A 25951-nucleotide genomic window follows, 5' to 3' on the forward strand; every position below is an offset into this window, starting at 1 on the left:
ATGGCTATTTTAATTTGAAACGAACAATAATAGGATTATTGTATTTTCCAAGATTGGCGTACTCCTTGCGCATCGTATGCCCTTCCAATTTAGACTTTTCCTTAGCAGAAAGGACATGATGTGGAAAGATAAATGAATACAGATAATCTCCATCTGCAAATAATTCATTTACATCCAAAAAATTAAGGTAATCATTGGATGCATCAGGAAGAATATTATCCAATCCATACGTTTGCTTCGTTTTCAAATTATAAGCAAGCCACATCGGATTATGAAATCGCTGTGCTTTAAATATGAGATAATCTTTATATGGAAATACTTGATTTAAAGCATACACAACCATGTTATTCTGGTTAAAATAGTTATAACTTTTCATAAAATCTTCTGAATCCAAACCAGCAGATTTTGCTTTATTGAGATCAAAGGTGTTTCGGAGTGGTAACACTAACTCATATATTTTATTTATACCGAAGGAATCTAACTCAAAAACTTTGGTATTGTAGCCTGCCGTTAAATAGGCTTTACCTTTATACACTTTCGACAAATCACTAGATGCCATAAATTGTCGAATGGAATCCGAAACATTGTATTTTAAAATTACAGAGTCATTATACAGAAGGATATCTTGCTTCTTTCGCTTTTCTGATTGATATACACCATAAAACTTATAATCCGCATCACCAATATTGATTTGACCTTGCACATATTGGCCGAATCCATCATCTTTTACATTTTGATTTGATCTTGACATTGTATCTATTAGATTACCCATAAGGTCTACACGTGCTTTAAATTCTCCGTGCTCAAGAATAAAATGTCCCTCTCCTTTTTGGATACTAAAAAATGCCTGTTTTGCACCATCATAAGGAGATTTGAAACCGTCAATCTTTGTAATCTTTTTTATGAATGAACCATCAGCATTATATAAAAAGAAGTATCCTTCATTGGATGTAACAATGCCTATTCTACCTTCATGAATAACAACATCTGAAATATAATTTATTAGGTCATTTTTTCCACCTTGCAAAGGTATATACTCCAAATCCGTCAACATCTCAGATACTTTACCGCCCTGAGTTTGTTCGAGGACAACACGAAGTTTTTCAACAGGTATTTTATCATCATAGATAAGCCGTTGTGCTTGACATAAATTAATTATGAGAAATAAGGTTATTAAGAGGGAATAAGCTCGCATTCGTAAGGATATTTAAGTTATTGGTTACTTGATACATTTGTATGATTCACAATAAATGAAAAAGTTTAATTTGAAAAAACAAATTATTTATTGATGCTCAATATAGATAAAAAAATCAACTACGTACTCCACAAGACCACATGGTTCATTTTCCGTACATTTGTATTAAAACATAATATTCCATGAAAATAATTGCCATTGGTAGAAACTACATAGATCACGCTAAAGAATTAAATAATCCAGTTCCGGAAACCCCTGTTATCTTTATGAAACCTGATACAGCGGTGCTAAAAGACAACAAAGATTTTTATTACCCTGAATTTTCTTCGGATGTACATTATGAATGTGAAGTTGTATTTCGTATTTGCAATGAGGGAAAACATGTGTCGAAGAAATTTGCCCATAAATACTACGATGCTATTGGCTTGGGCATTGATTTCACCGCGCGAGATATTCAAGCAAAACATAAAGAAAAAGGATTGCCTTGGGAACTGGCGAAAGCTTTCGATCATTCTGCGGTAATGAGTCATCTAATTCCCAAGGAAGAATTTGAAAATCTTTCAAATATTAATTTCTCCTTGAAAAAAAATGAAGAAATCGTACAATCCGGCAATACAGGAGACATGATCTTTGATATTGATTCATTAATCGTGTATATATCCAAATTTATTACCCTTCGCAAAGGTGATTTGATCTACACCGGAACTCCTGTTGGTGTGGGTTCAATCAAAATTGGCGACAAATTTGAAGGATACATCGGTGAAAAACTGATGTTCACAACACAAATTAAATAACATGAAAAAATTAGGTTTGCTGTTTGGAATACTAAGTTCATGCTTAGCACTTCATGCACAAAACAAAGACATAATAACTTCTAGAACTTATCCACAAGGCTATTTTCGCAATCCACTGAATATTGCTATGGATGCCTCAGGGACTTTTGGAGAGTTAAGAAGCACACATTTTCATGCGGGCGATGATTACCGCACACAGCAAAAAATAGGACTTCCATTACATGCAGCAGCCGAAGGTTTCGTTTCGCGTGTGCGTGTGCAGATTGGTGGTGGCGGTAATTCGGTTTATATCGATCATCCAAATGGCTTCTCTTCGGTATATCTGCATATGGATACATTCAATGAAGCGCTAACTAAGATTGTTCGAGCGGAACAATATAAGCAACAGCGTTTTGATGTGGATATTACGTTGACCGCGGATCAAGTCAAACTTACCAAAGGTCAATTTATCGGAAATGCTGGGAATACTGGTGGTTCTGGAGGACCACATCTGCATTTTGAAATTCGCGACACAAAAACAAAACGTCCCTTGAATCCACAATTATTCGGTTTACGATTTGCGGATAAGTTCAATCCGACGATTAACGGAATCATGCTATACAATCTAAATGACGACTTATTCAATGAGTTTACACCTCGCAAATATTATGCTGTCAAAAGTATTGGTTCTGGACGTTACAACTTAGCGCAAACCTCTCTTGTTCCAACTTCTGGAAAATTTGGGTTAGGTATCAATTCTGTGGATAGACACCGTGCTGGTGGTTTTCAAAACGGCGTATATTCCATTGAACTTTTTGTGGACGGAAAACTTATTTCAGCTGCTGTGTTTGAAGAATTAGATTTCAATACTTCTAGAGGAATTCATTCCTATATCGATTATCCACACTGGAAAAAAACAAAAGCAAAAATTCAAAAATCTTTTAAAGATCCTGGAAATCGAATAGAAATATTCAAAACCTTGAATAATGACGGCATTATTGAGTTGGATCAAACTAAAATATACGATGTCAAATATGTGGTAAAAGATGTGGCTGGAAATTGCAGTGAATTGAATTTTAAAATCGACAATAAAGTTATGGAGAATGCTACTCCAACACCTTTGAAAGGAAAACTTTTAGAATACAATTCAAAACACACAATTACAACTGAAAATATAAAAGTTGAAATTCCTGAAGGTGTACTATACAGCAACTTGGATTTTATCTACACAGAATCACCACAATTACCAAACAGTTATTCTGCTTTGCATAAAGTCCACAATACGTTGACACCTTTATTTTCTGCGTATTCGTTGTCAATCAAGCCTACCAATCTTCCGACACATTTGGAAAGCAAAACCCTTATCGCTTCGGTAGATGGTGGTTCGGAAGGTGGAAAATTTGAAAACGGCTGGGTAACGGTAAATACGAGAAATTTTGGTGATTTTTATGTCGCTGTTGACACTATCGCACCTACGATTACTGCTCGAAATTTGGTAAATGGGAAAAATATTTCTACACAAAGAAAAATTGATTTTACGATTGCAGATAATTTTTCAGGTATACAATCCTTTAATGGTTACATCGATGGCAAATGGGTGTTGATGGAATATGATTCAAAAAACAGACATGTATGGCATCGTTTTGAGTCCTCATTAGCCAAAGGCGAACATACTTTCAAATTGGTTGTTAAAGATTGGAAAGATAACGAACGAATTTACGAAGCAAAGTTTATTAGATAGAGCAAAGAATAAAGACTTAAAGAGCAAAGATTAAGGACTAAGTCACTTTTATTACTAGTTAACGGGTAATGAAGTGATGATGTTATCAAGGTCACACTATTTCAAGTTAACTAGATAACAAGTTCACTATAAAACTATAAAAACATGGCAAATTTAGAAATAGGAACAAAAGCACCAGATATAATCGCTAAAAATCAAGCAGGCGAAACCATAAAACTTTCAGATTTTTTGGGCAAGAAAGTAATATTGTATTTCTACCCAAAAGACAATACACCGGGATGTACTACTGAAGCATGTAACTTCAGAGATAATTACCAATTCTTATTAGGCAAAGGATTTGAAGTGTTGGGTGTAAGCATCGACAGCGAACAGTCTCATCAAAAATTCATCGCAAAATTTGAATTGCCTTTCAACCTATTAGCGGACGAAGACCAAAAAATCGTAAATGATTACGGCGTATGGGTGGAGAAAAACATGTATGGCAAGAAATATATGGGAACTGCGCGTACGACATTTGTCATTAACGAAGAAGGAATTATCGAACACATCATTAAAAAAGTAGACAATAAAAACGCTTCTCAGCAGATTTTGGATTTATACTCTGGATCATAGTAAATCAGATGATTGAAGAATTACTATTTCTAGATGTTAAGATTTTAAAAAATCTCGATTTACAAATTTGCAATCTCCATAGAGAAGATGAGTGTGTAGAATATTTGGGTTTCAATTTTACCATTGGAACCCAAAACTATAAGTTCAGAAAAGCCAAAATAACACCAAAAAAAATTGGTCAGTTTGTAACTTTATGGAAGAGAAATACAAGTGGCACTACAGAACCTTTTCATTATTCAGATCCGTTCGACTTTTATATTATAGCGACGAATGATGACGCTAAAAAAGGAATCTTTATCTTCTCCAAACAAGCCCTTCGCGAAAATAAAATTTTGAAGGATATTCATGATGGCAAACGAGGTTTCAGAATTTATCCATCATGGGATAAACCTGTAAGCAAACAAGCTATCAAAACACAAATATGGCAAGTTCCCTATTTTATTGATATAACAGAAGATACGCCTTTGGTGGCTGAGAAATTCATAGCACTGATTAATTCTAATTACCAATAAATCTTTACTTTTGCCACTTTGATAACCTTTCTATATATTTGCTTCTTATGAGCAAACAAACAGACGACTTTTTCAAAAACATTATATCACACGCTAAAGAATACGGGTTTGTATTCCCTTCAAGTGAGATTTATGACGGTTTGAGTGCCGTATATGATTACGGACAATTAGGTTCAGAACTAAAAAATAACCTGAAGACATATTGGTGGAAATCCATGGTGCAATTGAACGAAAACATTGTAGGTATTGATGCCGCAATTTTCATGCACCCCACGACTTGGAAAGCTTCTGGGCACGTAGATGGATTCAACGATCCAATGATCGATAATAAAGATTCAAAAAAACGTTACCGTGCAGACCAATTGATCGAAGATAAAATCGATCGTTATGAAAAAGACGGTAAAACAGATAAAGCAGCTCAATTACAACAAGACTTAGACGATGCATTGAATGCAGACGATTTAGCGCGTTTGAAAACAATCATTGAAGATCATAATATTGTTTGTCCAATCTCAGGCACTAAAAATTGGACTGAAGTTCGTCAGTTTAATTTGATGTTTGATACCCAAATGGGCGCGATGGCAGATGGAGCGGAGAAAGTATATTTACGCCCAGAGACAGCGCAAGGTATCTTTGTAAACTTCTTGAACGTTCAGAAAACAGGAAGAATGAAAATTCCTTTTGGTATTGCTCAGATTGGTAAAGCTTTCCGTAATGAAGTCATTGCGCGTCAGTTTATCATGCGTATGCGCGAGTTCGAACAAATGGAGTTGCAATTCTTTGTACGTCCAGGTACTGAAATGGAATGGTACGCAAAATGGAAAGAAACACGATTGAAATGGCATTTAGCTTTAGGAGCAGATCCAGCAAAATACCGTTACCACGATCACGCTAAGTTAGCGCATTACGCGAATGCCGCTGTAGATATCGAATACGAATTCCCATTTGGTTTCAAAGAAGTTGAAGGTATTCACTCCCGCACAGATTTCGACTTAAAACAACATCAAGAATTTTCGAAAAAGAAAATGCAATATTTCGATCCAGAGATCAATCAAAACTATATTCCTTATGTAGTTGAGACGTCAATTGGTTTGGATCGTCTATTCTTGACAGTATTAGCCAATTCTTTGGTTCACGAAGATCTTTCGACAGAAGAAAAACAAGATTCACGTGTCGTATTGAAATTCCATCCAGCTATTGCACCTGTGAAAGCTGCGGTATTGCCATTGACTAAGAAAGATGGTCTTCCAGAGAAAGCGCGTGAAATCATGGCTAAATTGAAATTGGATTACAATATTCAATACGATGAGAAGGATGCGATTGGTAAGCGTTACCGTCGTCAAGATGCTATCGGAACGCCATACTGTATCACAGTAGATCACCAATCTCTAGAAGACAATATGGTAACTATTCGTCACCGTGATTCGATGGAGCAAGAACGCGTTGCAATCGCTGAGTTAAGCCGCATTATAGGTGAGCGCGTTAGTTTAACAGGTTTGTTAGAACAACTAGCATAATAGCGATTCCTCTACAATAAAATTGAAAGAGTAGCATAATTGCATTTGCTACTCTTTTTTTGTTTTTTATCTTTGTGTTAAACTTTTTGACTGCTTCATTAGTCAAAATATACATATAAGAACGATGAAAACAATAAAAATCATAGCACTTACTGTATTAGTTGCATTTGCAGGTATTACGAAAGCGCAACAACCTGTCAACACAAATACATCTATCGAATCAACTAAGCCAGACACGATTGCCCCTACTTTACTTACAGAAGAACAAAAACGTCTACAAGAACAAGCTCTTTTGAAAGCAAATTTGGAAGCGGAGAAGGCCGCACAAAAAGCCGAAAAAGAAAGATTAAAAGCCGAAAAAGAGTTAAAAAAACGTCAGAAACAAGTCGAAAAGCAAGCTAAGAAACTTGAAAAACAGCAAAAAGCTCGTGAGAAAGCGGCTAAAAAATATGACAAAGCATTAAAAAAAGCTAACAAGTTAGAAAGCAATATCAAAAAGCAGGCTTCTAAAATTGAGAAAATGGAAGATGCACTTGATAGAAAAATCCGCAGAAACCGAATTTCCGATATTGATAGAGAAAAAGAAATTATCAAAATCAGTAAACAACAAATTAAATTAAAGGAATTAGAACGAGATTTTGAGAAGGCTGAAAGAGATGTCAAGAAATTAAGATAATTACAAAAGGAAGTCTGATGACTTCCTTTTGTATTCTATAGTACTTTACCTAGCAATTCAATATAAAACTTTATCCCATCTTCGATTTCTTTAAGATAGATAAATTCATCTGCAGTGTGCGAACGCGCAGAATCGCCTGGACCAACTTTAATTGATAGAATCGGCAATAAAGCTTGATCACTCATTGTAGGACTTCCATACAACTTTTTCCCTAAGCTTAACCCTGCTTGAACAATTGGATGCTCAATAGCTATAGTAGAAGGATTCAAACGTGTAGAACGTGCCTGAACATCAGATTTGACATGTGACTGAATGATTTCAAGAACTTCTACATTCGAATATACATCTGTCGTACGTACATCCACCACAAACTTACATTCTGCTGGAACAACGTTATGTTGCGAACCTGCATTGATAACCGTAACAGACATTTTAACAGGACCTAAAAATTCTGATTCCTTCGGAAATTTATAGGTATTGAACCAATTAATATCTTCAATAGCGTTATAAATCGAGTTGACTCCTTCGTCACGTGCAGCATGCCCAGATTCGCCGTAAGCCGTACAATCTAACACCATTAAACCTTTCTCCGCTACAGCCAAATCCAATAAGGTTGGTTCGCCTACAATCGCAAAATCGCAATCTACCCCATGCTTATAAGCTTCTTCAATACCATTTTTACCCGATATTTCTTCTTCTGCGGAAGCAATTAAACACAAATTGTAAGCTAAATTTTTATCTTCATAATAATATACAAAAGCAGCAATTAACGAAACTAAACATCCGCCTGCATCATTAGATCCCAAGCCATATAGTTTCCCGTCTTCGACAATTGCTTTGAAAGGATCTTTGGTATATCCAGGATTTGGTTTTACAGTATCGTGGTGTGAGTTTAATAAAATTGTAGGTTTTGATTCATCGAAATACTTATTATAAGCGATCACATTATTTCCAACTTGATTATTCGAAACTCCTCTTTCGATAAGAAACGTACTGATGCAATCAGCAGTCTGTTCCTCTTCCCTACTAAAAGAAGGAATCTCTATCAGCTGTGCCAATAGAGATTTACTATCTTCGATAAGTTGATCTATATACTTATTCATTATAGAGTCCGCCAGCCTTTTTAGCTGACAATTTGATTCCTTTAATAAACGCTGAACTTAAACCATTATGTTCCATTTCATTCAGTCCCGCTATCGTACATCCTTTAGGTGATGTAACCTTGTCGATTTCACTTTCGGGATGATTATGTGTTTGCAACAACAAATCTGCTGCGCCTTTAGCGGTTTGAATAGCCATTTTAAGTGCATCGTGTGCATGAAAGCCAATTTCAACACCACCCTGCGAAGCCGCTCGAATAGCACGCAAAAAAAATGCAATACCACACGCACACAGAGCTGTTGCTGACGTCATCAATTCCTCTTCAATAACCACAACAGAACCGACTGCTTCGAACAATTTTTCAACAGTTCCAACGGCTTCTGCACTTGCATTCTGCGTAGCAATACAAGTCATTGACTGTCCAATAGCTATGGCCGTATTCGGCATAGCACGAACTACAATTTTATCTTGACCCAAAATTTCTTTCACATCTTGACACGAAACGCCTGATGCGACAGAAACAATAATTTGATTTGGCTGAACAGTGGGCGCTATATCTTCCATCACCTTCTTAATCTGTTGCGGCAATACTGCCAACACAATGATTTCTGCACCTTGAATAGCTGTTGGATTATCTGCACTCACACCGAATCCCAATGCTTCTTCTTCCGATAAAGAAGCCAAAGTTCTTCGCGTAAGGACAATATCTTCCGCCCTGTAAATATTAGATTTTACTAAGCCCTTAGCCAGCGAAAATCCAATATTACCCGATCCTATTATTGTTATCTTACTCATGATTTAGGTCTGTTGATTAAATTACTTGTTGATTAGGCAAGTTCCGAATTTTTGTTGTTGGAACAAATGTAAATTTGAAGCATTCCCAATATAAACGGATTTGACACCTTTATTAATTGCATCAAACGCATTTTGTAACTTTGGAATCATGCCATCACTGATAATTCCACGCTCTTTGTATTTTGTAAAATCTTTCGCTGTAATATTTTCAATTACCGAATTTTCATCGTTCACATCCAATAGAACACCATTTTTTTCAAAACAGTAGATCAAGGATGTCTCGTAATGATCAGACATGGCTGTAGACAACGCTGCCGCAATGGTATCGGCATTCGTATTTAACAATTGCCCTGATCCATTATGTGTGATAGCTGAAAAAATTGGTGTAAATCCAGCATCCAAAAACTTTTTAATAGCCAATGAATTAACAGAATCTGCTAAAATATCACCCGCAAAACCATAATCAATTTCCTTAACAGGACGTTTAACAGCTTTGATGACATTACCATCCGCTCCACTTAATCCAATTGCATCACATTTATATTTTTGTAGCGTTGCCACAATATTCTTGTTGGTAAGACCAGCATACACCATCGTCACGACATCCAACATATCTTTGTCCGTAATACGACGACCTTCCACCATCTTTGCCTCGAGTCCCAATTTTGTCGCCAAACGCGTAGCTATCTTTCCTCCTCCATGCACCAATACCTTTTTCCCAGGTATGGAAGCGAATTTCTCCAAGAAAGTTTCTAATTGAATATCATCATCAATTACATTTCCACCGATCTTAATAATATTCAATGTACTATTCGACATATTTTCTGCTTATTTGTTTAGACTTTCTAATATTCTTTTCAATACAACTTGTGCCGCCCAAACACGGTTGCTTGCTTCTTTAATGACTAATGAATTTGGACCATCCAATATCTCAGATGACAATTCTAAATCACGACGTACCGGAAGACAGTGCATCACTTTGGCATCATTCGTCAATTTCAACTTTCGATTATCCAACATCCAATTTTCAGACACTGGATACACTTGACCGTACTCTTTGTAAGAAGACCAGTTTTTCACATATACAAAATCAGCACCTGCTAACGCTTCATCCAAATTAGTGGTAATAGTCGCTCCAGCAGTGAATTCTTCTGACAACTCATATCCAGCAGGATGCGCCACCGTAAAATCAACCAAACCTTGCTCCTGTGCTTTCGACATCCATTCTGCGAATGAATTAGGCACAGCTTGAGGCAATGCTTTAATATGCGGTGCCCAAGCCAATACAACTTTTGGTTTATCTACTTTTTTGTGTTCCGTAATTGTGATTAAGTCCGTCAAACTTTGCAATGGATGACGTGTCGCGCTTTCTAAAGACACAACAGGTACACCACAGAATTTGATAAACTTATTGAATAAATCTTCCGTATAATCCGCTTCCTTATCTTTCAAGGAAGGAAACGAACGTAAACCTAAAATGTCGCAGTACTCTCCCATGACAGCAGCAGCTTCACGAATGTGTTCCACAGTGGTGCCGTTCATCACCACACCATCTTGAGTTTCCAAAGCCCAACCATCTTTGTCCATGTTCATGACCATCACGTTCATGCCAAGATTAATAGCTGCCTTTTGAGTACTAAGACGCGTGCGTAAACTTGGGTTCAAAAATACCAAGCCTAACATTTTATGTTTACCTAATTCCTCATTTGCATTAGGATTTGCTTTTAATTCTAAAGCTTCTTTGACGATAGCATCTAAACTATCAACATCCGCTACTGAAAAGAATTTTTTCATTGATATCGTTATCTATGAATATATATTATTGCGCTTTAAGACGTTCGTCCAAAGCTGTTAAAAATTGATCTGCAATCTCTTTTGTGATATTCAATGCAGGTAAAATACGAATCACATTGGGTTTAGCTTCCCCAGTGAAAATTCTATTTTTTACTAATAAATCTTTCTTCACATTCGCTAACTCCACAGGTAAGTCAATACCAATCATCAAGCCACGACCTCTCACCTCTTCTACCTTATCAAACTTTTTTAGTTCTTGGATCAAATATGAACCCACAGAAGCTGCATTTGCTAATAAATTATCTTGTTTAATAATATCTAATACAGCTACCGCTGCTGCGCAAGCCAAATGATTGCCACCAAATGTAGTGCCTAGCAAACCATAGGAAGCTTTGAATTTTGGAGCAATAGCAATACCGCCGATTGGGAAACCATTACCCATCCCTTTCGCCATCGAATATATATCTGCCTCAACACCGGCATAATCGTGCGAATAAAATTCACCCGTACGTCCATAACCACACTGTACTGAGTCTGCAATATATACAGATCCGTATTGGTCACACAAGGAACGAATTAGTTTCAAAAATGAAACCGATGCCTCACGAATCCCGCCTACACCTTGAATACCTTCAATAATAACTGCTGCTATTTCATCTCCAAATTCAGCAAAAGCATTTGTTAAAGCATCTTCGTCGTTGAATGGAAGAAATACGACATTGTCTGTTTCATTAACGGGTGCAACAATTGCTGGATTGTCCGTAGCCGCTACAGCTAATGACGTACGTCCGTGAAATGCCTTTGTAAAAGCGATTACTTTCTTACGACCAGTATGAAAAGAAGCCAATTTCAATGCATTTTCATTCGCCTCAGCTCCTGAATTACATAAGAATAATGTGTAATCAACTTTACCTGATACCTCGCCTAATCGCGCCGCTAATTGCTGCTGAATAGGAATCTCTATAGAATTTGAATAGAATCCAATATTATTTAATTGTTCCGTGATACGCTGCACATAATGAGGATGTGTATGTCCAATAGAAATAACAGCGTGACCTCCATATAGGTCAAGATATTCATTACCTTCCGAATCCCAAACAGTTGATCCCTGCGCCTTCACAATGTTTATTGGATTGATCGGGTAAACATTAAATAAATTCATTTTTTATGTCTTTTATGGCAATTTCAATATTAAAATAACATTGCTAGCAAATATACTCAAGTACGAAGAAATTGGGGTACTTTATCTGCTATTTTTACATTATTATATTAAAAAACAATTAATAAGATTGATCTCGATTCTGATATCACATGCCTGATTAGAATGTAATAATATTAAAACAATAGATTTAGGAACAATAAAATATTGATATTTAAATCACTACTTATAAGCAAACTTAAATTAATCATAAATCTATGAAAATCAAAAACATCCTAACTTACCTATTACTTTCTGCATTCTGTTGTGGTCTATATTTTAAGGGAATTAGCCAATCGCGAAACAATCAAGTTATACAAGTGCTTGTGACACCAAATAAAGCAGATTGGACCTATGCGCCGGGTGAAAAAATCAAATTTACAACCACGATAATTAAGAATCATGTGCCAATGAAAAACGTGACTGCTAGTTACACGATTGGACTAGAGAAAATGACAGCCGATCAAAAAGGTACAATCAAAATTGATAAAGAAAACGTTGCGGTCGGTAAGCAATTATCTCTTGATACGCCTGGATTTATTCGTTGTGAGGTAAAAGTTAATGTAGACGGTATCGATTACCGAGGAATAGCAACAGCTGCCGTTGCACCAGAAAAAATCAAACCCACACAAAAACTACCGAACGATTTTTCAGCATTTTGGAAATCCGAATTGGAAAAATCAGATAGAATACCATTAGACGTGAAATACACATTATTACCTGAGAAATGTACTGCAAATACAAACGTCTATCACATTAGCTATAGAAATATTGACAACAGTCAAATGTATGGAATACTAACAACACCTAAAAAATCAGGTAAATATCCTGCCATTTTACACGTGCCTGGTGCTGGAATTAGACCGTACAATGGCATGATCGATCAAGCAGAACAAGGCTTTGTAACCTTACAAGTTGGAATCCATGGAATAGCAGTTACGAATGATGTAAGCCTATATAACGATCTTTCAGCAGGGGCACTTCGAGGCTATCCAACCCTAAATTTGGACAATAAAGACAATTACTATTACAAAAGAGTATATATAGGTTGCAGTAGAGCGGTAGATGTGCTTGCTTCATTAGCCGAAGTTGACAATTCAAATATTGTACTTTGGGGAGGTAGTCAAGGAGGAGCTTTGTCTATAACAACTGCCGCACTAAACAAAAAAGTGAAAGGTCTTGTGTCGCTATATCCAGCGTTATGCGATCTGACGGGTTACATGCACAATAGAGCTGGTGGCTGGCCGCATATGTTCACCGCTAATAATCCTTCACAAATCCCAACAAAACATAAGGTTGAAACTTCAGCTTATTATGACGTTGTTAATTTTTCTAAGATGATTACAGTTCCGGGTTTTTACACTTGGGGATATAACGATGAAACTTGTCCACCGACTTCCTACTATGCGGCATACAACCAAATAAATGCACCGAAAGAGCTTTATTTAATCCAAGAAACTGGACATTGGACATATCCAGAACAGCATACAAAAATGCTAACTTGGGTAAAAGATTTTGTCAAAAAATAGAACTCCTGTATAACATTAAAGCCTATCATCAATGATGATAGGCTTTATTTATAAGATTAAGACTTATAAATTAGTCTTTTTTCTCTTCTGTAGCTGGAGCTTCTTCTGTAGCAGTTGTTTCTTCAGCTTTTACTTCTTCAGTAGCTTCAACAGTTTCAGTAGCTTTTTTCTTAGAAGAACCACGACGACGAGTAGATTTTTTCTCAGCTTGAGCAGTTTTGCCATAAACTTCGTTGTAATCTACAAGCTCGATGAATGCCATCTCAGCGTTGTCACCTAAACGGTTTTCTAATTTAATGATACGAGTGTAACCACCTGGACGTGTAGCAACTTTTTCAGATACTTCACGGAACAAGATAGTAACAGCATCTTTATCTTTTAAGTAAGCGAATACTGTACGACGAGAGTGAGTCGTGTCAGTTTTTGATTTAGTAATCAATGGCTCAACATATTTACGCAAAGCTTTAGCTTTAGCCAAAGTAGTAGTAATACGTTTGTGTTTGATCAATGACGTCGCCATGTTAGCTAACATCGCCTTACGGTGACTGTCAGTGCGGCCTAAGTGATTTACTTTTTTTCCGTGTCTCATTTTAGTTTTTGTTTTTGCGCATACCGTCCTTTTTTGGATTAAGGATCAAAGATAAATGATAAAAGACGAAATCTTTACTCTTTAATCTTTGTTCCAAATTCTCCTTCAGGGGAATTATGCAACAGGTCGCTTAATTATTTAATTATTATTAATCTTCGTCTAATTTAAATTTAGACAAGTTCATTCCGAATGATAAACCTTTCGATTTTACCAACTCTTGAATTTCGCTTAATGATTTTTTACCGAAGTTGCGGAATTTCAACATGTCAGCTACGTCGTAAGTTACTAACTCAGCTAGACTGCGAATATCTGCAGCTTTCAAACAGTTCAATGCACGAACAGAAAGATCTAAATCTACTAATTCTGTTTTCAAGATCTTACGCATGTGTAAGATTTCCTCGTCTACAACTTTAGTTTCTTCTTTAGTTTGAGACTCTAACAACATATTTTCGTCAGAGAACAACATGAAGTGTTGAATTAAGATACGAGCTGCTTCTTTCAAAGCATCTTCTGGGTGAATAGAACCATCTGTAGAGATGTCTAACAACAATTTCTCGTAGTCAGTCTTTTGCTCTACACGGTAGTTTTCAATGGTATATTTCACATTCTTAATCGGAGTGTAGATAGAATCAATAGCGATTACACCTACAGGACCATCAGTCACTTTATTCTCTTCCGCATTTACGTAACCACGACCTTTTGCAACAGACAATTCAACCTCAATAGTTACTGAGCTTTCCATGTTACAGATTACGAAGTCAGGGTTCAAAACAGTAAAGTTGTTCGAAAACTTAGTGATATCACCAGCTTTGAATTGTTCTTGACCATTGATAACTACAAAGATCTTCTCGTTGTCACCTTGCTCACCTGATTTTTTGAAACGTACTTGTTTCAAGTTCAAGATGATTTCAGTTACGTCTTCTGCTACACCTTTGATTGTAGAGAATTCGTGAGAGACACCTGAAAATCTAATCGACGTAATTGCATATCCTTCTAAAGAGGACAATAAAATACGGCGCAAAGCATTACCAATTGTTACACCAAAACCTGGCTCTAATGGACGAAATTCGAAAGTACCATCAAAATCCGTAGATTTCTGCATGATCACTTTATCCGGTCTTTGAAATGCTAAAATTGCCATTTATAATATTTTAATATTTTTTAACAATGTATATCTTAATAGGATATGCATAATCTTATACAGATTATGCATATATCTATTAATTATTATTTAGAGTACAACTCTACGATTAAGTTTTCTTTGATATTCTCAGGGATATCAGCTCTTTCTGGGTAGCTTAAGAATTTACCTGTAAGAGTTTTTGCATCCCACTCTAACCAACCGTATTTGTTGATTGTTCTACCAGCTACTGAAGTAGTGATAGCTTCTAAAGTTTGAGAACGCTCACGTACCGCGATAACATCGCCTGGACGGATGCTATATGATGGAATGTTAACAACTTCGCCGTTAACAGTAATGTGCTTGTGTGAAACTAATTGACGAGCAGCTGAACGTGTAGGAGCAATTCCTAAACGGTAAACAACATTATCCAAACGAGCTTCTAATAATTTCAAGAAGATCTCACCTGTGATACCTTGTTTTGCAGATGCTTTAGCGAATAAGTTAGCGAATTGACGCTCTAATACACCGTAAGTGTATTTCGCTTTTTGTTTTTCTAACAACTGAACAGCATATTCAGATTGTTTACCTCTTCTTTTAGATGGACCGTGTTGTCCAGGAGGATAATTTTTTTTCTCTAACGCTTTATCAGGGCCGAAAATAGGCTCTCTGAATTTACGTGCAATTTTGGACTTAGGTCCTGTATATCTTGCCATTTCTTTCTCTGTTTGAAGTATCAATCAGCCTTTAGCTGACGAATCTTATCTTAAACAATACTATTATTAAACTCTTCTGCGTTTTGGAGGACGACAACCGTTGTGAGGAAGTGGTGTAATATCTTTGATAGTAGTTACATCAATACCTACAGTTTGTAATGTACGGATCGCTGATTCACGACCTGCACCTGGTCCTTTAACGAAAACTTCAACTTTACGTAATCCTAAGTCATGTGCAACTTTACCACAGTCAGAAGCAGCTTGACCTGCAGCATATGGAGTGTTCTTTTTAGAACCTCTAAAGCCCATTTTACCAGCTGATGACCATGAAATAGTTTGACCTGAATTGTTTGTCAAAGTAATAATAATGTTGTTAAAAGTAGCATTGATATGAGCTTGACCTACAGGCTCGATAACAACGATACGTTTTTTAGTAACTTTTTTACTTTTAGCCATTTCTTACTTATTATTTAGTAGCTTTTTTCTTGTTTGCAACTGTCTTACGTTTACCTTTACGTGTACGTGTGTTGTTTTTAGTACGTTGACCACGAACTGGTAAATGTTTACGGTGACGTAGGCCACGGTAACAACCAATATCCATCAAACGTTTGATGTTCAATTGAACCTCTGAACGCAAAGCACCTTCTACTTTAATCTCATCATTGATGATAGTACGAATAGCTGCTAATTGATCATCGTTCCACTCTGAAACTTTAACGTCTTCACTGATACCTGCTTTTTCTAAGATATAAGCAGCAGTGGCACGACCAACACCGAAAATGTAGGTAAGGCCAATAACACCTCTTTTGTTTTTAGGTAAATCTATACCTGATATCCTTGCCATATAATTTTTTAAGCGATTTTGTTAAATTAATTATCCCTGACGTTGTTTGAATTTAGGGTTCTTTTTGTTGATCACAAAAATCTTTCCTTTACGACGGATGATTTTACAGTCCGCGCTACGTTTTTTTACTGATGCTCTTACTTTCATTGTAATAAAATTGTTAAAGCTCCTTACAGAGCGCTATCTTATTTATAACGATATGTTATTCTACCTTTTGTTAAATCATAAGGTGACATCTCTAATTTTACTTTGTCTCCTGGAAGGATTTTGATGTAGTGCATACGCATTTTACCCGAAATATGCGCAATGATCTCATGCCCATTTTCTAACTCCACACGAAACATAGCATTAGATAATGCTTCTCTGATAACTCCGTCTTGTTCTATTGAGGCTTGTTTAGCCATATATCAATTCTAATTTACGTTGTAACAACCTGCACTTAACAGGAGTGCAAAGATAAATAAAAAATACTGAATACCAACTACTTTTTATTTAAAACTTTTTCGATCTCATCAAAATTCAACAGCACATCTGGTGCGCCTTTGCGAATCGCAACCATCTGCTCAAAATGTGCAGACAACTTGCCATCCACTGTACTCACCGTCCAACCATCGTCCCAAAACTTTACTCCTGCTTTGCCTGCATTGATCATTGGTTCAATACAAATTACCAAGCCTGATTCTAATTTTGGACCTGCACCTCTTTTACCGTAATTTGGAACTTCAGGTTTTTCGTGCAAGTTGACACCTACACCATGACCTACTAATTCTTTTACGATTCCGAAATTGTAAGGTTGTACATACTCTTGAATTGCTGACGAAATATCACCCACACGTTTGCCAGCCACAGCCTGTTCGACTCCTTTTTGCAAAGAAGCTTTCGTTACGTCTAATAGTAATTGAGCTTCTTCTGAGATTTCACCTACACCAAATGTATACGCTGAATCTGAAATAAAACCGTTAAGATTTACCCCCCCATCAACAGAAACTAAATCACCATCTTTGATGACATAGTCACTAGGGAAACCATGAACAATTTGATCATTAACAGAAATACATAGGGAATAAGGAAAACCATGATAATTTAAAAACGCAGGTGTACCACCGTGATCTTTGATATAGTCATATGCTAACTTATCTAATGAAATAGTCGTGACACCAGGTTTTATTACCTTAGCGATTTCAGCAAGTAAATTCGAGAGTACATTTGCTGACTCTCGAATTTGCTCGATTTGTTCTTCTGTTTTATAAATTACTTTAGACATCTAAAGAATTAAATAGCTGATTGATCATACCCCTCTACTCCAACAGCCGAACGGCCTTTAACGCGTCCCGTCTTCATCAATCCATCATAATGACGCATCAATAAATGAGACTCGATTTGTTGAAGTGTATCTAAAACAACACCTACCAAAATCAATAGCGAAGTACCACCATAAAAATGTGCGAAGTTATTATTTACTCCTGCAGCACTTGCGATAGCTGGTAATATTGCTATGATAGCTATAAAAATTGCACCTGGGAAAGTGATACGAGAAATTACATTATCAATGAATAAATTCGTATCGTATCCCGGTTTGATGCCTGGTACGAATCCACCGTTCTTCTTCATGTCTTCTGACATTTGTTGCGGATTCACCATGATAGCTGTATAGAAAAATGTAAATGCAATGATTAACACTGCGAATGTCACATTATACGCTATTGAAGTAAAATCAGTCAATGAAGTCAAAAAGTCAGATTGAAGACTTGGGAAAAATTGTGCCAATGACATAGGCAAAAACATGATCGCTTGCGCAAAGATAATAGGCATTACACCCGCTGCGTTTACTTTCAAAGGAATGTACTGACGCACACCACCTACTTGTTTATTACCTACAATTTTCTTCGCATATTGCACTGGTATCTTGCGAACTCCCTGTACGATCAATATAGTAAAGATCACAACAAAGAATAAAGCAATAAACTCAACGATAAATGGAATAATACCACCACCACTAGGACTCATACGAGAACCCCACTCGGCAACGATGCCTCCTGGTAATTGTGCGATAATACCAGCCATGATAATCAATGAGATACCATTACCAATACCTTTATCGGTGATTTTCTCACCCAACCACATCACAAACAAAGTACCTGCTGACAATACAATAGCAGCTAGAATAGTGAACATTGGATCTTCGATAGTCTTAGCAGAAGCATCAATTTGAGTCTTCACATAAGCTATAGCTTGCACCAATGTGATCGCTACTGTTAGGTAACGCGTTATCTGAGTCATTTTTTTACGACCAGACTCACCTTCCTTTTGCATTTTCTGAAAGGCAGGAACTGCAATCCCCAATAATTGTACAACGATAGAAGCCGAGATGTAAGGCATTACACCAAGAGCAAATATTGCCGAACGTGAAAAAGATCCTCCTGAGAACATATTGATCATCCCCAAAAGACCTTCCTTTTCTCCAGCACTAGCTAACGCATCTGGATTAACACCTGGCAATACCACGTGACATCCAATACGATAAATTAGAAGAAATAGTATCGTATTCAAAATACGGTTACGTAAATCTTCTATCTTCCATATATTGGTTAAGGTTGTGATTAGTTTTTTCATGTATTAAAGTTTTACGATAGAACCACCTGCAGCTTCGATTGCTTTTTGAGCCGACGCTGAGAATGCATGCGCTTTAACTTCAACTTTAGATTTTAACTCACCACGACCCAATACTTTTACTAGGTCATTTTTAGAAGCTAAACCATGAGCTTTTAATGTATCGAAATCAATAACAGTTAAGTTATGTTTTACGATTAAAGCTTCTAATACGTCTAAGTTCACACCATTGTATTCTACGCGGTTAGCATTTTTGAAACCGAATTTAGGTACGCGACGTTGCAAAGGCATTTGACCACCTTCGAAACCGATTTTAGTAGAGTGACCTGAACGTGAGCCAGCACCTTTGTGACCACGTGTAGATGTACCACCACGACCAGAACCTTGACCACGACCAATACGTTTTCTGTTTTTTGTTGAACCAGCTGCTGGTTTTAAATTACTTAAGTTCATTTTTTAAACTAAGATTGTGTTGCCCCTTCGCTTTCACTATACAGGAAACAACGATTAACAAATAATATTAATAAACAACTAATGGAAAGAACCTAAATTCTTTCCATATAGTATTTTTTGCTTATTAGATAGCTTCTACAGCTACCAAATGGTTTACTTTACGTACCATTCCGATAATAGCTGCTGTAGCTTCTACTTCTACAGAGTCATTGATTTTTTTCAACCCTAATGCCTCAATAGTTTTCTTTTGGCGCTCGCTTCTGTCGATAACGCTCTTTATCTGGGTAATTTTGATTTTTGCCATGATAATTAACCGTTAAATACTTTATTTAAATCGACACCGCGGTGTTGAGCTACTGTATATGCATCACGCATGCTTCCCAATGCTGTGATAGTTGCTTTCACTACGTTGTGTGGGTTTGATGATCCTAATGATTTAGCTAATACGTCTTTGATACCAGCAGATTCTAATACAGCACGCATCGCGCCACCTGCTAATACTCCAGTACCACCTACAGCTGGTTTGATTAATACCGAACCACCTGAAAATTTACCGTATTGCTCGTGAGGTACAGTTCCATTGATGATAGGAACTTTTACCAAATTTTTCTTCGCATCATCGATACCTTTAGTGATCGCTTCAGTAACCTCTTTAGCTTTACCTAAACCGTAACCTACGATACCGTTTTCATCACCGACAACTACGATAGCTGAGAAACTAAAAGTACGACCACCTTTAGTAACTTTTGCTACGCGTTGGATGCTTACTAAGCGATCTTTTAATTCAATTTCGCTTGATTTTACTCTTTTAATATTGCTTAATGCCATTATCTTCTTTGATTAAAAGTCTAAACCGCCTTCGCGAGCACCTTCTGCCAATGATTTCACACGGCCGTGGTATAAGTACCCATTACGGTCAAAAACTACTTTACTAATACCTGCTGCAACAGCTTTCTCAGCTACTAATTTACCTACAGCTTTAGATTGATCTACTTTATTACCTGATCCTACGAAATCTTTAGATAAGCTAGAAGCTGAAGCTAAAGTTTTACCTGTATTATCGTCGATAACTTGTGCGTAGATACCTTTGTTAGATCTAAAAACTGATAAACGTGGACGCTCAGTTGTGCCAGCAAGGTTTTTTCTAATTCCTTGTTTGATTCGCTCTCTGCGAGATGTTTTACTTCCTGCCATGGTTATTATTTTTTAGCTGATTTACCTGCTTTTCTTCTTAATACTTCACCCGCGAACTTGATACCTTTACCTTTGTAAGGCTCTGGAGCGCGGAAGCTGCGGATTTTCGCTGCTATTTGACCAATTAACTGTTTGTCAACTGATTCTAACGTGATAGTAGGGTTCTTACCTTTTTCAGCAGTAGTTGTAACTGTAATTTCCTTTGGCAATACGAAAACGATCTGGTGAGAGAAACCTAGAGTTAACTCTAATGTATTACCAGTGTTTGCAGCACGGTAACCTACACCGACTAACTCTTGTGTAGTTTTGTAACCTTCAGTAACACCAATCACCATATTGTTTAATAGTGAACGGTATAAACCGTGTAATGCTTTGTGTTTCTTTTGTTCAGTAGGACGAGTTACAATGATGTTGCCATCTTCTTCTTTGATTGTAATGTCGCTGTCTACTTGTTGTGATAGTTCACCTTTAGGACCTTTTACTGTTACCAGATTCTTATCTGATACAGTCACCGTTACTCCCGCGGGAATAGCGATAGGTGCTTTTCCAATTCTTGACATTTCTTTGTGTTTTTTTCCTAGATTAATAAACGTAACATAAAACCTCACCACCTACATTTTGTAAGCGAGCTTCTTTATCTGTCATTACACCCTTTGATGTAGACAAGATAGCGATACCCAAACCGTTCAAAACGCGAGGCATGTTGTCGACATTTGCATACTTTCTTAAACCAGGTTTACTCACACGTGTCAAAGTGCGAATAGCCGGTACTTTGCTAATTGGGTTATACTTCAACGCAATTTTGATAGAACCTTGAGGTCCTTCTTCTACGAATTTGTAATTAGCAATGTAACCTTTGTCAAAAAGAACTTTAGTGATTTCTTTTTTTAGGTTCGATGCAGGAATTTCAACAACCCTGTGGTTGGCCTTAATGGCATTCCTTACTCGTGTAAGGTAATCCGCTATTGGATCTGTATTCATTATGTAAAAATATTGTGACAATGGTTTCCAATACTCATTTGAGCACAAGACCTACTGTCTGTTAAAAATTAAATTGCAATGCAAAAGCCCTGATAAGTCTTATTTCAGACTTATCCGGGCAAAAATAGTTATTTTTTCTTGATTACCAAGAAGCTTTTGTAACCCCTGGGATTTTACCATCAAGTGCCATCTCACGGAAAGTAACACGAGAGATACCAAATTGACGCATATATCCTTTAGGACGACCTGTTAATTTACAACGATTGTGTAAACGAACTGGTGAAGCATTTTTAGGTAATTTATCTAATGCTGCGTAGTCTCCAGCTTCTTTAAGAGCTGCACGTTTAGCTGCGTATTTAGCAACTAATTTTTGACGTTTTACTTCGCGTGCTTTTAATCCTTCTTTAGCCATTGTTGTTCGAATTTTGATTTTTGAATGGTAAACCGAATTGTTTTAATAACTCCAACGCTTCGATATCGTTTCCAGCAGAAGTCACGAATGTGATATCCATACCTGAGATTTTATTGATTTTGTCAATGTTGATCTCGGGGAAGATGATTTGCTCTGTGATACCTAAGTTGTAGTTACCTCTTCCGTCAAAACCTTTGTCATTGATACCACGGAAATCGCGGATACGAGGCAAAGATACTGCGATCAAACGGTCTAAGAATTCGTACATATTGTTGTCGCGTAATGTTACACGAGCACCAACTGGCATTCCTTTACGAAGTTTGAAGTTAGAGATATCCTTTTTTGATTTGGTAGCAACTGCTTGCTGACCAGTGATCAAAGTTAATTCAGCGATAGCGTTATCGATTAATTTTTTGTCTGCAGTAGCAGCTCCTACACCTTGTGAAACAACTATTTTCTCAAGTTTTGGAACTTGCATAACGCTTTTATACTGGAATTTTTCTTTAAGCGCAGTACGGATTTCCTCCGCATATTTTGCTTTTAATCTTGGTACGTAAGTCATTATTTAATTTCCTCCCCTGATTTTTTAGCGTAACGAACAATTTTGCCATCTGCATTCACTTTACGACCTACACGAGTTGGAGCTCCTGTTTTAGGATCGATCAAAGCTAAGTTTGAGATGTTGATAGCAGCTTCTTTCTCGATAATACCACCTTGAGGATTAGCTGCACTTGGTTTAGTGTGTTTTTTTACGATGTTAGCGCCTTCTACGATAGCTCTGTTTGCATCCACTAAAATTTGCAATACTTTTCCTTGAACACCTTTAGAGTTACCAGCGATAACTTTCACTAAATCACCTTTTTTAAGTTTGATTTTGTGAGTTGTTGTTGTTTTTTTGTAAGCCATAATTATAAAACCTCCGGTGCTAGTGATACAATCTTCATGAACTGTTTCTCACGTAATTCACGAGCCACAGGGCCGAAGATACGTGTTCCACGTGGTTCATCATTATTATTTAATAATACTGCAGCATTGTCATCGAAACGAATGTAAGAACCATCTTTACGACGGATTTCTTTTTTCGTACGTACTACAACCGCTTTAGAAACTGATCCTTTTTTAACGTTTCCTGAAGGCATAGCGCTCTTTACAGTTACAACAATCTTATCTCCGATTGATGCGTAACGCTTGCGCGTGCCACCCAACACACGGATTACTAAAACTTCTTTAGCACCGCTGTTGTCAGCTACATTTAGTCTTGATTCTTGTTGTACCATGTTATTTAGCTCTTTCTATTATTTCAACTAATCTCCAGTTCTTTGTTTTACTCAGCGGACGAGTTTCCATGATTAATACCGTATCGCCGATACCGCAGGTATTAGTTTCGTCATGAGCTTTGAATTTAGTAGTTTTCTTAACGAATTTACCGTAGATAGGGTGTTTTACTTTACGTTCAACAGATACTACGATAGACTTGTCCATCTTGTTGCTAACTACTAAGCCGATTCTTGTTTTTCTTAAATTTCTTTCCATTTTCGACTTGAATTTATGCCTCAGAGGCTGTTTCAGATTTTGCTGCATTTTTACGCTTAGAAACCTCAGTAGAGATTTTAGCGATATTTTTGCGAGCTGCTTTTAAAACGTTAGGGTTTTCTAAAGCAGAAACAGCATGTGCAAATTTTAATTTGTTTAACGCCGCTTTTTCTTCAGCTAATTTAGCTGTTAAAGCTTCTGTTGTTAATTCTACGATTTCTGAATTTTTCATTTTGTTCAGTTTTAATGCTGGGTTATCAATTCTGTTTGTATGATGCCTCTCGAGTAACGGTCGAGAGGCTAAACTATTGACATTACCAACGATTTTTATGCTTCTACGTAATCTCTACGTATTACAAACTTAGTTTGTACCGGTAATTTTTGAGCTGCAAGGCGTAAAGCTTCTTTAGCAATTTCTAAAGATACACCTTCTGCTTCGAATAACATACGGCCTGGGCGAACAACTGCTACCCAATACTCGGGAGCACCTTTACCTTTACCCATACGTACCTCTGCAGGCTTTTTAGTAACCGGTTTGTCAGGGAAGATACGGATCCATACTTGACCTTCACGTTTCATAAAACGTGTTACCGCGATACGAGCTGCCTCGATTTGACGGCTAGTGATCCATGCTTCTTCCATTGATTTGATACCGAAAGAACCGAAAGCTAATTCTGCTCCACGAGAAGCATTACCTTTCATGCGGCCTTTTTGCATCTTTCTGAACTTCGTTCTTTTTGGCTGTAACATGTTCGTATTTTTTTAATCCCGACCTGACGTCGGGACATTTTTAAATCTTGTTATTAATTAATCTTTTTTAGCACCACGGTTGTTTCCACCACGGTTTCCACCACGGTTGTTGCTATCACGACGACCACCACGGTTATTACCGCCACGGTTGTCACGACGATCAGCACCGCCTTCGTTACCGCCACGAGTTTTCGTGTTAGAAGTTTGACCAATGTTAGGAGATAAGTCACGTTTACCGTATACTTCACCTTTACAGATCCATACTTTGATACCAATTTTACCGTAAGTAGTTAATGCTTCTGCTAAAGCGTAGTCGATATCAGCACGCAATGTGTGTAGAGGAGTTCTTCCTTCTTTGTATTGCTCAGTACGAGCCATCTCAGCACCACCTAAACGGCCTGAACACATGATTTTGATACCTTCTGCGCCCATACGCATTGTAGAAGCGATAGAAGTTTTCATTGCACGACGGAATGAAATACGTGCTTCTAATTGCTTAGCTACACCTTCAGCTACTAATTTAGCATCTAGTTCTGGACGTTTGATCTCGAAGATGTTGATTTGAACATCTTTTTTAGTCAGTTTTTTCAACTCTTCTTTGATCTTGTCTACTTCTTGACCACCTTTACCGATAACTATTCCTGGACGAGCCGTGTGAATAGTTACAGTGATGCGTTTTAAAGTTCTTTCGATAACAACTTTAGCTACGCCACCTTTTGCGATACGTACAGAAAGATATTTTCTGATTTTATGGTCTTCAACTAATTTATCGGAATAGTTCTTTCCGCCGAACCAGTTAGAATCCCATCCTTTGATGATACCTAATCTGCTACCTATTGGATTTGCTTTTTGTCCCATTCTATAATAAATTAGTTGTTAACGTTATTTAAACTATCTACTACCAATGTTACGTGGTTTGAGCGTTTGCGCACTCTGTATCCACGACCTTGAGGAGCTGGACGTAATCTTTTCAATTGACGGCCACCACCTACTGATACTTCTTTCACGAAAAGAGCGCTGTCAGCGACAGATGCACCTTCGTTACTAGATTCCCAGTTTTTGATTGCAGATAATAACACTTTCTCTACGCGAGCTGCTGCCTCTTTGCTTGAATGTTTAAGAATGTAAAGAGCGTTCTCTACTTTCTCGCCACGGATCAGATCCACTACTAAACGCATTTTGCGTGGTGAAGTAGGGCAATTCAATAATTTGGCAGTAGAAGCTCCTCCTATTTGAGCTTTTGCCTGCTCTTTGCGTTGTCTGATAAGTACAGACTTCTTAAGTTTTTTTGTTGCTTCCATTACCT

Annotated in this window: 37 protein-coding genes; 7 read left to right on the forward strand and 30 right to left on the reverse strand. The window is 37.1% G+C overall.

Going from position 1 to position 25951, the window contains the following annotated elements; translation table 11 throughout:
- Positions 1–4 precede the first annotated feature (4 nt).
- Positions 5–1195: a 6-bladed beta-propeller gene (locus GOQ16_RS09310; RefSeq protein WP_160069036.1), complete on the reverse strand. Its 1191-nt coding sequence runs from the start codon at positions 1193–1195 to the stop codon at positions 5–7.
- Between the two features lie 182 nt (positions 1196–1377).
- On the opposite strand from GOQ16_RS09310, the gene GOQ16_RS09315 reads away from it, so the two are divergent.
- From GOQ16_RS09315 to GOQ16_RS09340, 6 genes are all read left to right on the forward strand, one after another.
- Positions 1378–1989, forward strand: coding sequence for a fumarylacetoacetate hydrolase family protein (locus GOQ16_RS09315; protein WP_160069037.1), 612 nt, complete (start codon positions 1378–1380; stop codon positions 1987–1989).
- A gap of 1 nt (position 1990) precedes the next feature.
- Positions 1991–3709, forward strand: a complete 1719-nt coding sequence (locus GOQ16_RS09320; protein ID WP_160069038.1) for a M23 family metallopeptidase — start codon at positions 1991–1993, stop codon at positions 3707–3709.
- Between the two features lie 144 nt (positions 3710–3853).
- Positions 3854–4321, forward strand: coding sequence for a thioredoxin-dependent thiol peroxidase (gene bcp / locus GOQ16_RS09325; RefSeq protein ID WP_160069039.1), 468 nt, complete (start codon positions 3854–3856; stop codon positions 4319–4321).
- 8 nt (positions 4322–4329) lie between these two features.
- On the forward strand, positions 4330–4833 hold the full coding sequence (locus tag GOQ16_RS09330; protein WP_160069040.1) for a MepB family protein: 504 nt from the start codon (positions 4330–4332) through the stop codon (positions 4831–4833).
- 47 nt (positions 4834–4880) lie between these two features.
- Positions 4881–6350, forward strand: a complete 1470-nt coding sequence (locus GOQ16_RS09335) for a glycine--tRNA ligase (RefSeq protein ID WP_160069041.1) — start codon at positions 4881–4883, stop codon at positions 6348–6350.
- 124 nt (positions 6351–6474) lie between these two features.
- Positions 6475–7026, forward strand: a complete 552-nt coding sequence (locus GOQ16_RS09340; RefSeq protein ID WP_160069042.1) for a hypothetical protein — start codon at positions 6475–6477, stop codon at positions 7024–7026.
- A 35-nt stretch (positions 7027–7061) separates the two neighbouring features.
- Here the strand turns inward: GOQ16_RS09340 and GOQ16_RS09345 are convergent, their stop codons facing one another.
- Genes GOQ16_RS09345 through GOQ16_RS09365 form a run of 5 tightly spaced genes read right to left on the reverse strand, consistent with a single transcriptional unit; the run spans position 7062 to position 11878 of the window.
- The gene (locus GOQ16_RS09345; protein WP_160069043.1) at positions 7062–8129 is read right to left on the reverse strand and encodes a M20 family metallo-hydrolase; all 1068 of its coding nucleotides are present in this window, start codon (positions 8127–8129) and stop codon (positions 7062–7064) included.
- A complete protein-coding gene (gene proC / locus GOQ16_RS09350) occupies positions 8122–8922 on the reverse strand; it encodes a pyrroline-5-carboxylate reductase (RefSeq protein WP_160069044.1) in 801 nt (266 codons plus the stop codon). The genes GOQ16_RS09345 and proC overlap by 8 nt, the downstream gene beginning before the upstream one ends.
- Positions 8923–8943: 21 nt before the next feature.
- Positions 8944–9741: an acetylglutamate kinase gene (gene argB, locus GOQ16_RS09355; protein ID WP_160069045.1), complete on the reverse strand. Its 798-nt coding sequence runs from the start codon at positions 9739–9741 to the stop codon at positions 8944–8946.
- A 9-nt stretch (positions 9742–9750) separates the two neighbouring features.
- Positions 9751–10716: a Rossmann-fold NAD(P)-binding domain-containing protein gene (locus GOQ16_RS09360; protein WP_160069046.1), complete on the reverse strand. Its 966-nt coding sequence runs from the start codon at positions 10714–10716 to the stop codon at positions 9751–9753.
- Between the two features lie 25 nt (positions 10717–10741).
- Entirely contained in the window at positions 10742–11878 is a 1137-nt protein-coding gene (locus GOQ16_RS09365) for an aspartate aminotransferase family protein (protein ID WP_160069047.1), read from the reverse strand.
- 254 nt (positions 11879–12132) lie between these two features.
- On the opposite strand from GOQ16_RS09365, the gene GOQ16_RS09370 reads away from it, so the two are divergent.
- Positions 12133–13443: an acetylxylan esterase gene (locus tag GOQ16_RS09370; protein ID WP_192922520.1), complete on the forward strand. Its 1311-nt coding sequence runs from the start codon at positions 12133–12135 to the stop codon at positions 13441–13443.
- Positions 13444–13513: 70 nt separating this feature from the next.
- Here the strand turns inward: GOQ16_RS09370 and rplQ are convergent, their stop codons facing one another.
- From rplQ to rplV, 24 genes are all read right to left on the reverse strand, one after another.
- Positions 13514–14032: a 50S ribosomal protein L17 gene (gene rplQ / locus GOQ16_RS09375; RefSeq protein WP_160069048.1), complete on the reverse strand. Its 519-nt coding sequence runs from the start codon at positions 14030–14032 to the stop codon at positions 13514–13516.
- A gap of 148 nt (positions 14033–14180) precedes the next feature.
- On the reverse strand, positions 14181–15173 hold the full coding sequence (locus GOQ16_RS09380) for a DNA-directed RNA polymerase subunit alpha (RefSeq protein WP_149912433.1): 993 nt from the start codon (positions 15171–15173) through the stop codon (positions 14181–14183).
- 86 nt (positions 15174–15259) lie between these two features.
- On the reverse strand, positions 15260–15868 hold the full coding sequence (gene rpsD / locus GOQ16_RS09385) for a 30S ribosomal protein S4 (RefSeq protein WP_149912432.1): 609 nt from the start codon (positions 15866–15868) through the stop codon (positions 15260–15262).
- A gap of 66 nt (positions 15869–15934) precedes the next feature.
- The gene (rpsK, locus tag GOQ16_RS09390; protein ID WP_149912431.1) at positions 15935–16324 is read right to left on the reverse strand and encodes a 30S ribosomal protein S11; all 390 of its coding nucleotides are present in this window, start codon (positions 16322–16324) and stop codon (positions 15935–15937) included.
- 10 nt (positions 16325–16334) lie between these two features.
- Positions 16335–16712: a 30S ribosomal protein S13 gene (rpsM, locus tag GOQ16_RS09395; protein WP_149912430.1), complete on the reverse strand. Its 378-nt coding sequence runs from the start codon at positions 16710–16712 to the stop codon at positions 16335–16337.
- A gap of 30 nt (positions 16713–16742) precedes the next feature.
- The gene (ykgO, locus tag GOQ16_RS09400; RefSeq protein ID WP_021071232.1) at positions 16743–16859 is read right to left on the reverse strand and encodes a type B 50S ribosomal protein L36; all 117 of its coding nucleotides are present in this window, start codon (positions 16857–16859) and stop codon (positions 16743–16745) included.
- A 38-nt stretch (positions 16860–16897) separates the two neighbouring features.
- Entirely contained in the window at positions 16898–17116 is a 219-nt protein-coding gene (gene infA, locus GOQ16_RS09405) for a translation initiation factor IF-1 (RefSeq protein ID WP_010599888.1), read from the reverse strand.
- A gap of 77 nt (positions 17117–17193) precedes the next feature.
- Complete coding sequence (gene map, locus GOQ16_RS09410; protein WP_149912429.1) at positions 17194–17976, reverse strand: type I methionyl aminopeptidase; 783 nt, start codon at positions 17974–17976, stop codon at positions 17194–17196.
- Positions 17977–17984: 8 nt separating this feature from the next.
- Positions 17985–19325: a preprotein translocase subunit SecY gene (secY, locus tag GOQ16_RS09415; RefSeq protein ID WP_160069049.1), complete on the reverse strand. Its 1341-nt coding sequence runs from the start codon at positions 19323–19325 to the stop codon at positions 17985–17987.
- A gap of 3 nt (positions 19326–19328) precedes the next feature.
- Complete coding sequence (gene rplO, locus GOQ16_RS09420) at positions 19329–19775, reverse strand: 50S ribosomal protein L15 (protein WP_149912427.1); 447 nt, start codon at positions 19773–19775, stop codon at positions 19329–19331.
- 124 nt (positions 19776–19899) lie between these two features.
- On the reverse strand, positions 19900–20079 hold the full coding sequence (gene rpmD, locus GOQ16_RS09425; protein WP_149912426.1) for a 50S ribosomal protein L30: 180 nt from the start codon (positions 20077–20079) through the stop codon (positions 19900–19902).
- Positions 20080–20084: 5 nt separating this feature from the next.
- Entirely contained in the window at positions 20085–20603 is a 519-nt protein-coding gene (gene rpsE, locus GOQ16_RS09430; protein ID WP_149912425.1) for a 30S ribosomal protein S5, read from the reverse strand.
- 12 nt (positions 20604–20615) lie between these two features.
- Positions 20616–20969, reverse strand: coding sequence for a 50S ribosomal protein L18 (gene rplR / locus GOQ16_RS09435; protein ID WP_160069050.1), 354 nt, complete (start codon positions 20967–20969; stop codon positions 20616–20618).
- Positions 20970–20974: 5 nt separating this feature from the next.
- Positions 20975–21529, reverse strand: a complete 555-nt coding sequence (gene rplF, locus GOQ16_RS09440) for a 50S ribosomal protein L6 (RefSeq protein WP_160069051.1) — start codon at positions 21527–21529, stop codon at positions 20975–20977.
- A gap of 22 nt (positions 21530–21551) precedes the next feature.
- The gene (gene rpsH, locus GOQ16_RS09445) at positions 21552–21950 is read right to left on the reverse strand and encodes a 30S ribosomal protein S8 (RefSeq protein WP_160069052.1); all 399 of its coding nucleotides are present in this window, start codon (positions 21948–21950) and stop codon (positions 21552–21554) included.
- 142 nt (positions 21951–22092) lie between these two features.
- Entirely contained in the window at positions 22093–22362 is a 270-nt protein-coding gene (rpsN, locus tag GOQ16_RS09450; RefSeq protein WP_149912421.1) for a 30S ribosomal protein S14, read from the reverse strand.
- Complete coding sequence (gene rplE / locus GOQ16_RS09455; protein WP_149912420.1) at positions 22355–22924, reverse strand: 50S ribosomal protein L5; 570 nt, start codon at positions 22922–22924, stop codon at positions 22355–22357. Before rplE ends, rpsN begins: the two co-directional genes overlap by 8 nt.
- On the reverse strand, positions 22924–23268 hold the full coding sequence (rplX, locus tag GOQ16_RS09460) for a 50S ribosomal protein L24 (RefSeq protein WP_149912419.1): 345 nt from the start codon (positions 23266–23268) through the stop codon (positions 22924–22926). The genes rplE and rplX overlap by 1 nt, the downstream gene beginning before the upstream one ends.
- 2 nt (positions 23269–23270) lie before the next feature.
- Entirely contained in the window at positions 23271–23639 is a 369-nt protein-coding gene (gene rplN / locus GOQ16_RS09465; RefSeq protein WP_160069053.1) for a 50S ribosomal protein L14, read from the reverse strand.
- Position 23640: 1 nt separating this feature from the next.
- Positions 23641–23895, reverse strand: coding sequence for a 30S ribosomal protein S17 (gene rpsQ, locus GOQ16_RS09470; protein ID WP_046674872.1), 255 nt, complete (start codon positions 23893–23895; stop codon positions 23641–23643).
- A 13-nt stretch (positions 23896–23908) separates the two neighbouring features.
- The gene (gene rpmC / locus GOQ16_RS09475) at positions 23909–24127 is read right to left on the reverse strand and encodes a 50S ribosomal protein L29 (RefSeq protein WP_149912418.1); all 219 of its coding nucleotides are present in this window, start codon (positions 24125–24127) and stop codon (positions 23909–23911) included.
- 95 nt (positions 24128–24222) lie between these two features.
- Positions 24223–24645 carry a 50S ribosomal protein L16 gene (gene rplP / locus GOQ16_RS09480; protein ID WP_149912417.1) on the reverse strand — a complete coding sequence of 141 codons (423 nt, stop codon included), beginning with the start codon at positions 24643–24645 and terminating at the stop codon, positions 24223–24225.
- Between the two features lie 57 nt (positions 24646–24702).
- Positions 24703–25503, reverse strand: a complete 801-nt coding sequence (gene rpsC / locus GOQ16_RS09485) for a 30S ribosomal protein S3 (RefSeq protein ID WP_160069054.1) — start codon at positions 25501–25503, stop codon at positions 24703–24705.
- A gap of 11 nt (positions 25504–25514) precedes the next feature.
- Positions 25515–25946: a 50S ribosomal protein L22 gene (rplV, locus tag GOQ16_RS09490; protein ID WP_160069055.1), complete on the reverse strand. Its 432-nt coding sequence runs from the start codon at positions 25944–25946 to the stop codon at positions 25515–25517.
- Between the last annotated feature and the right edge of the window lie 5 nt (positions 25947–25951).

Source organism: Sphingobacterium bovisgrunnientis (genome assembly GCF_009829085.1).
In the GTDB taxonomy this organism is placed as follows: domain Bacteria; phylum Bacteroidota; class Bacteroidia; order Sphingobacteriales; family Sphingobacteriaceae; genus Sphingobacterium; species Sphingobacterium bovisgrunnientis.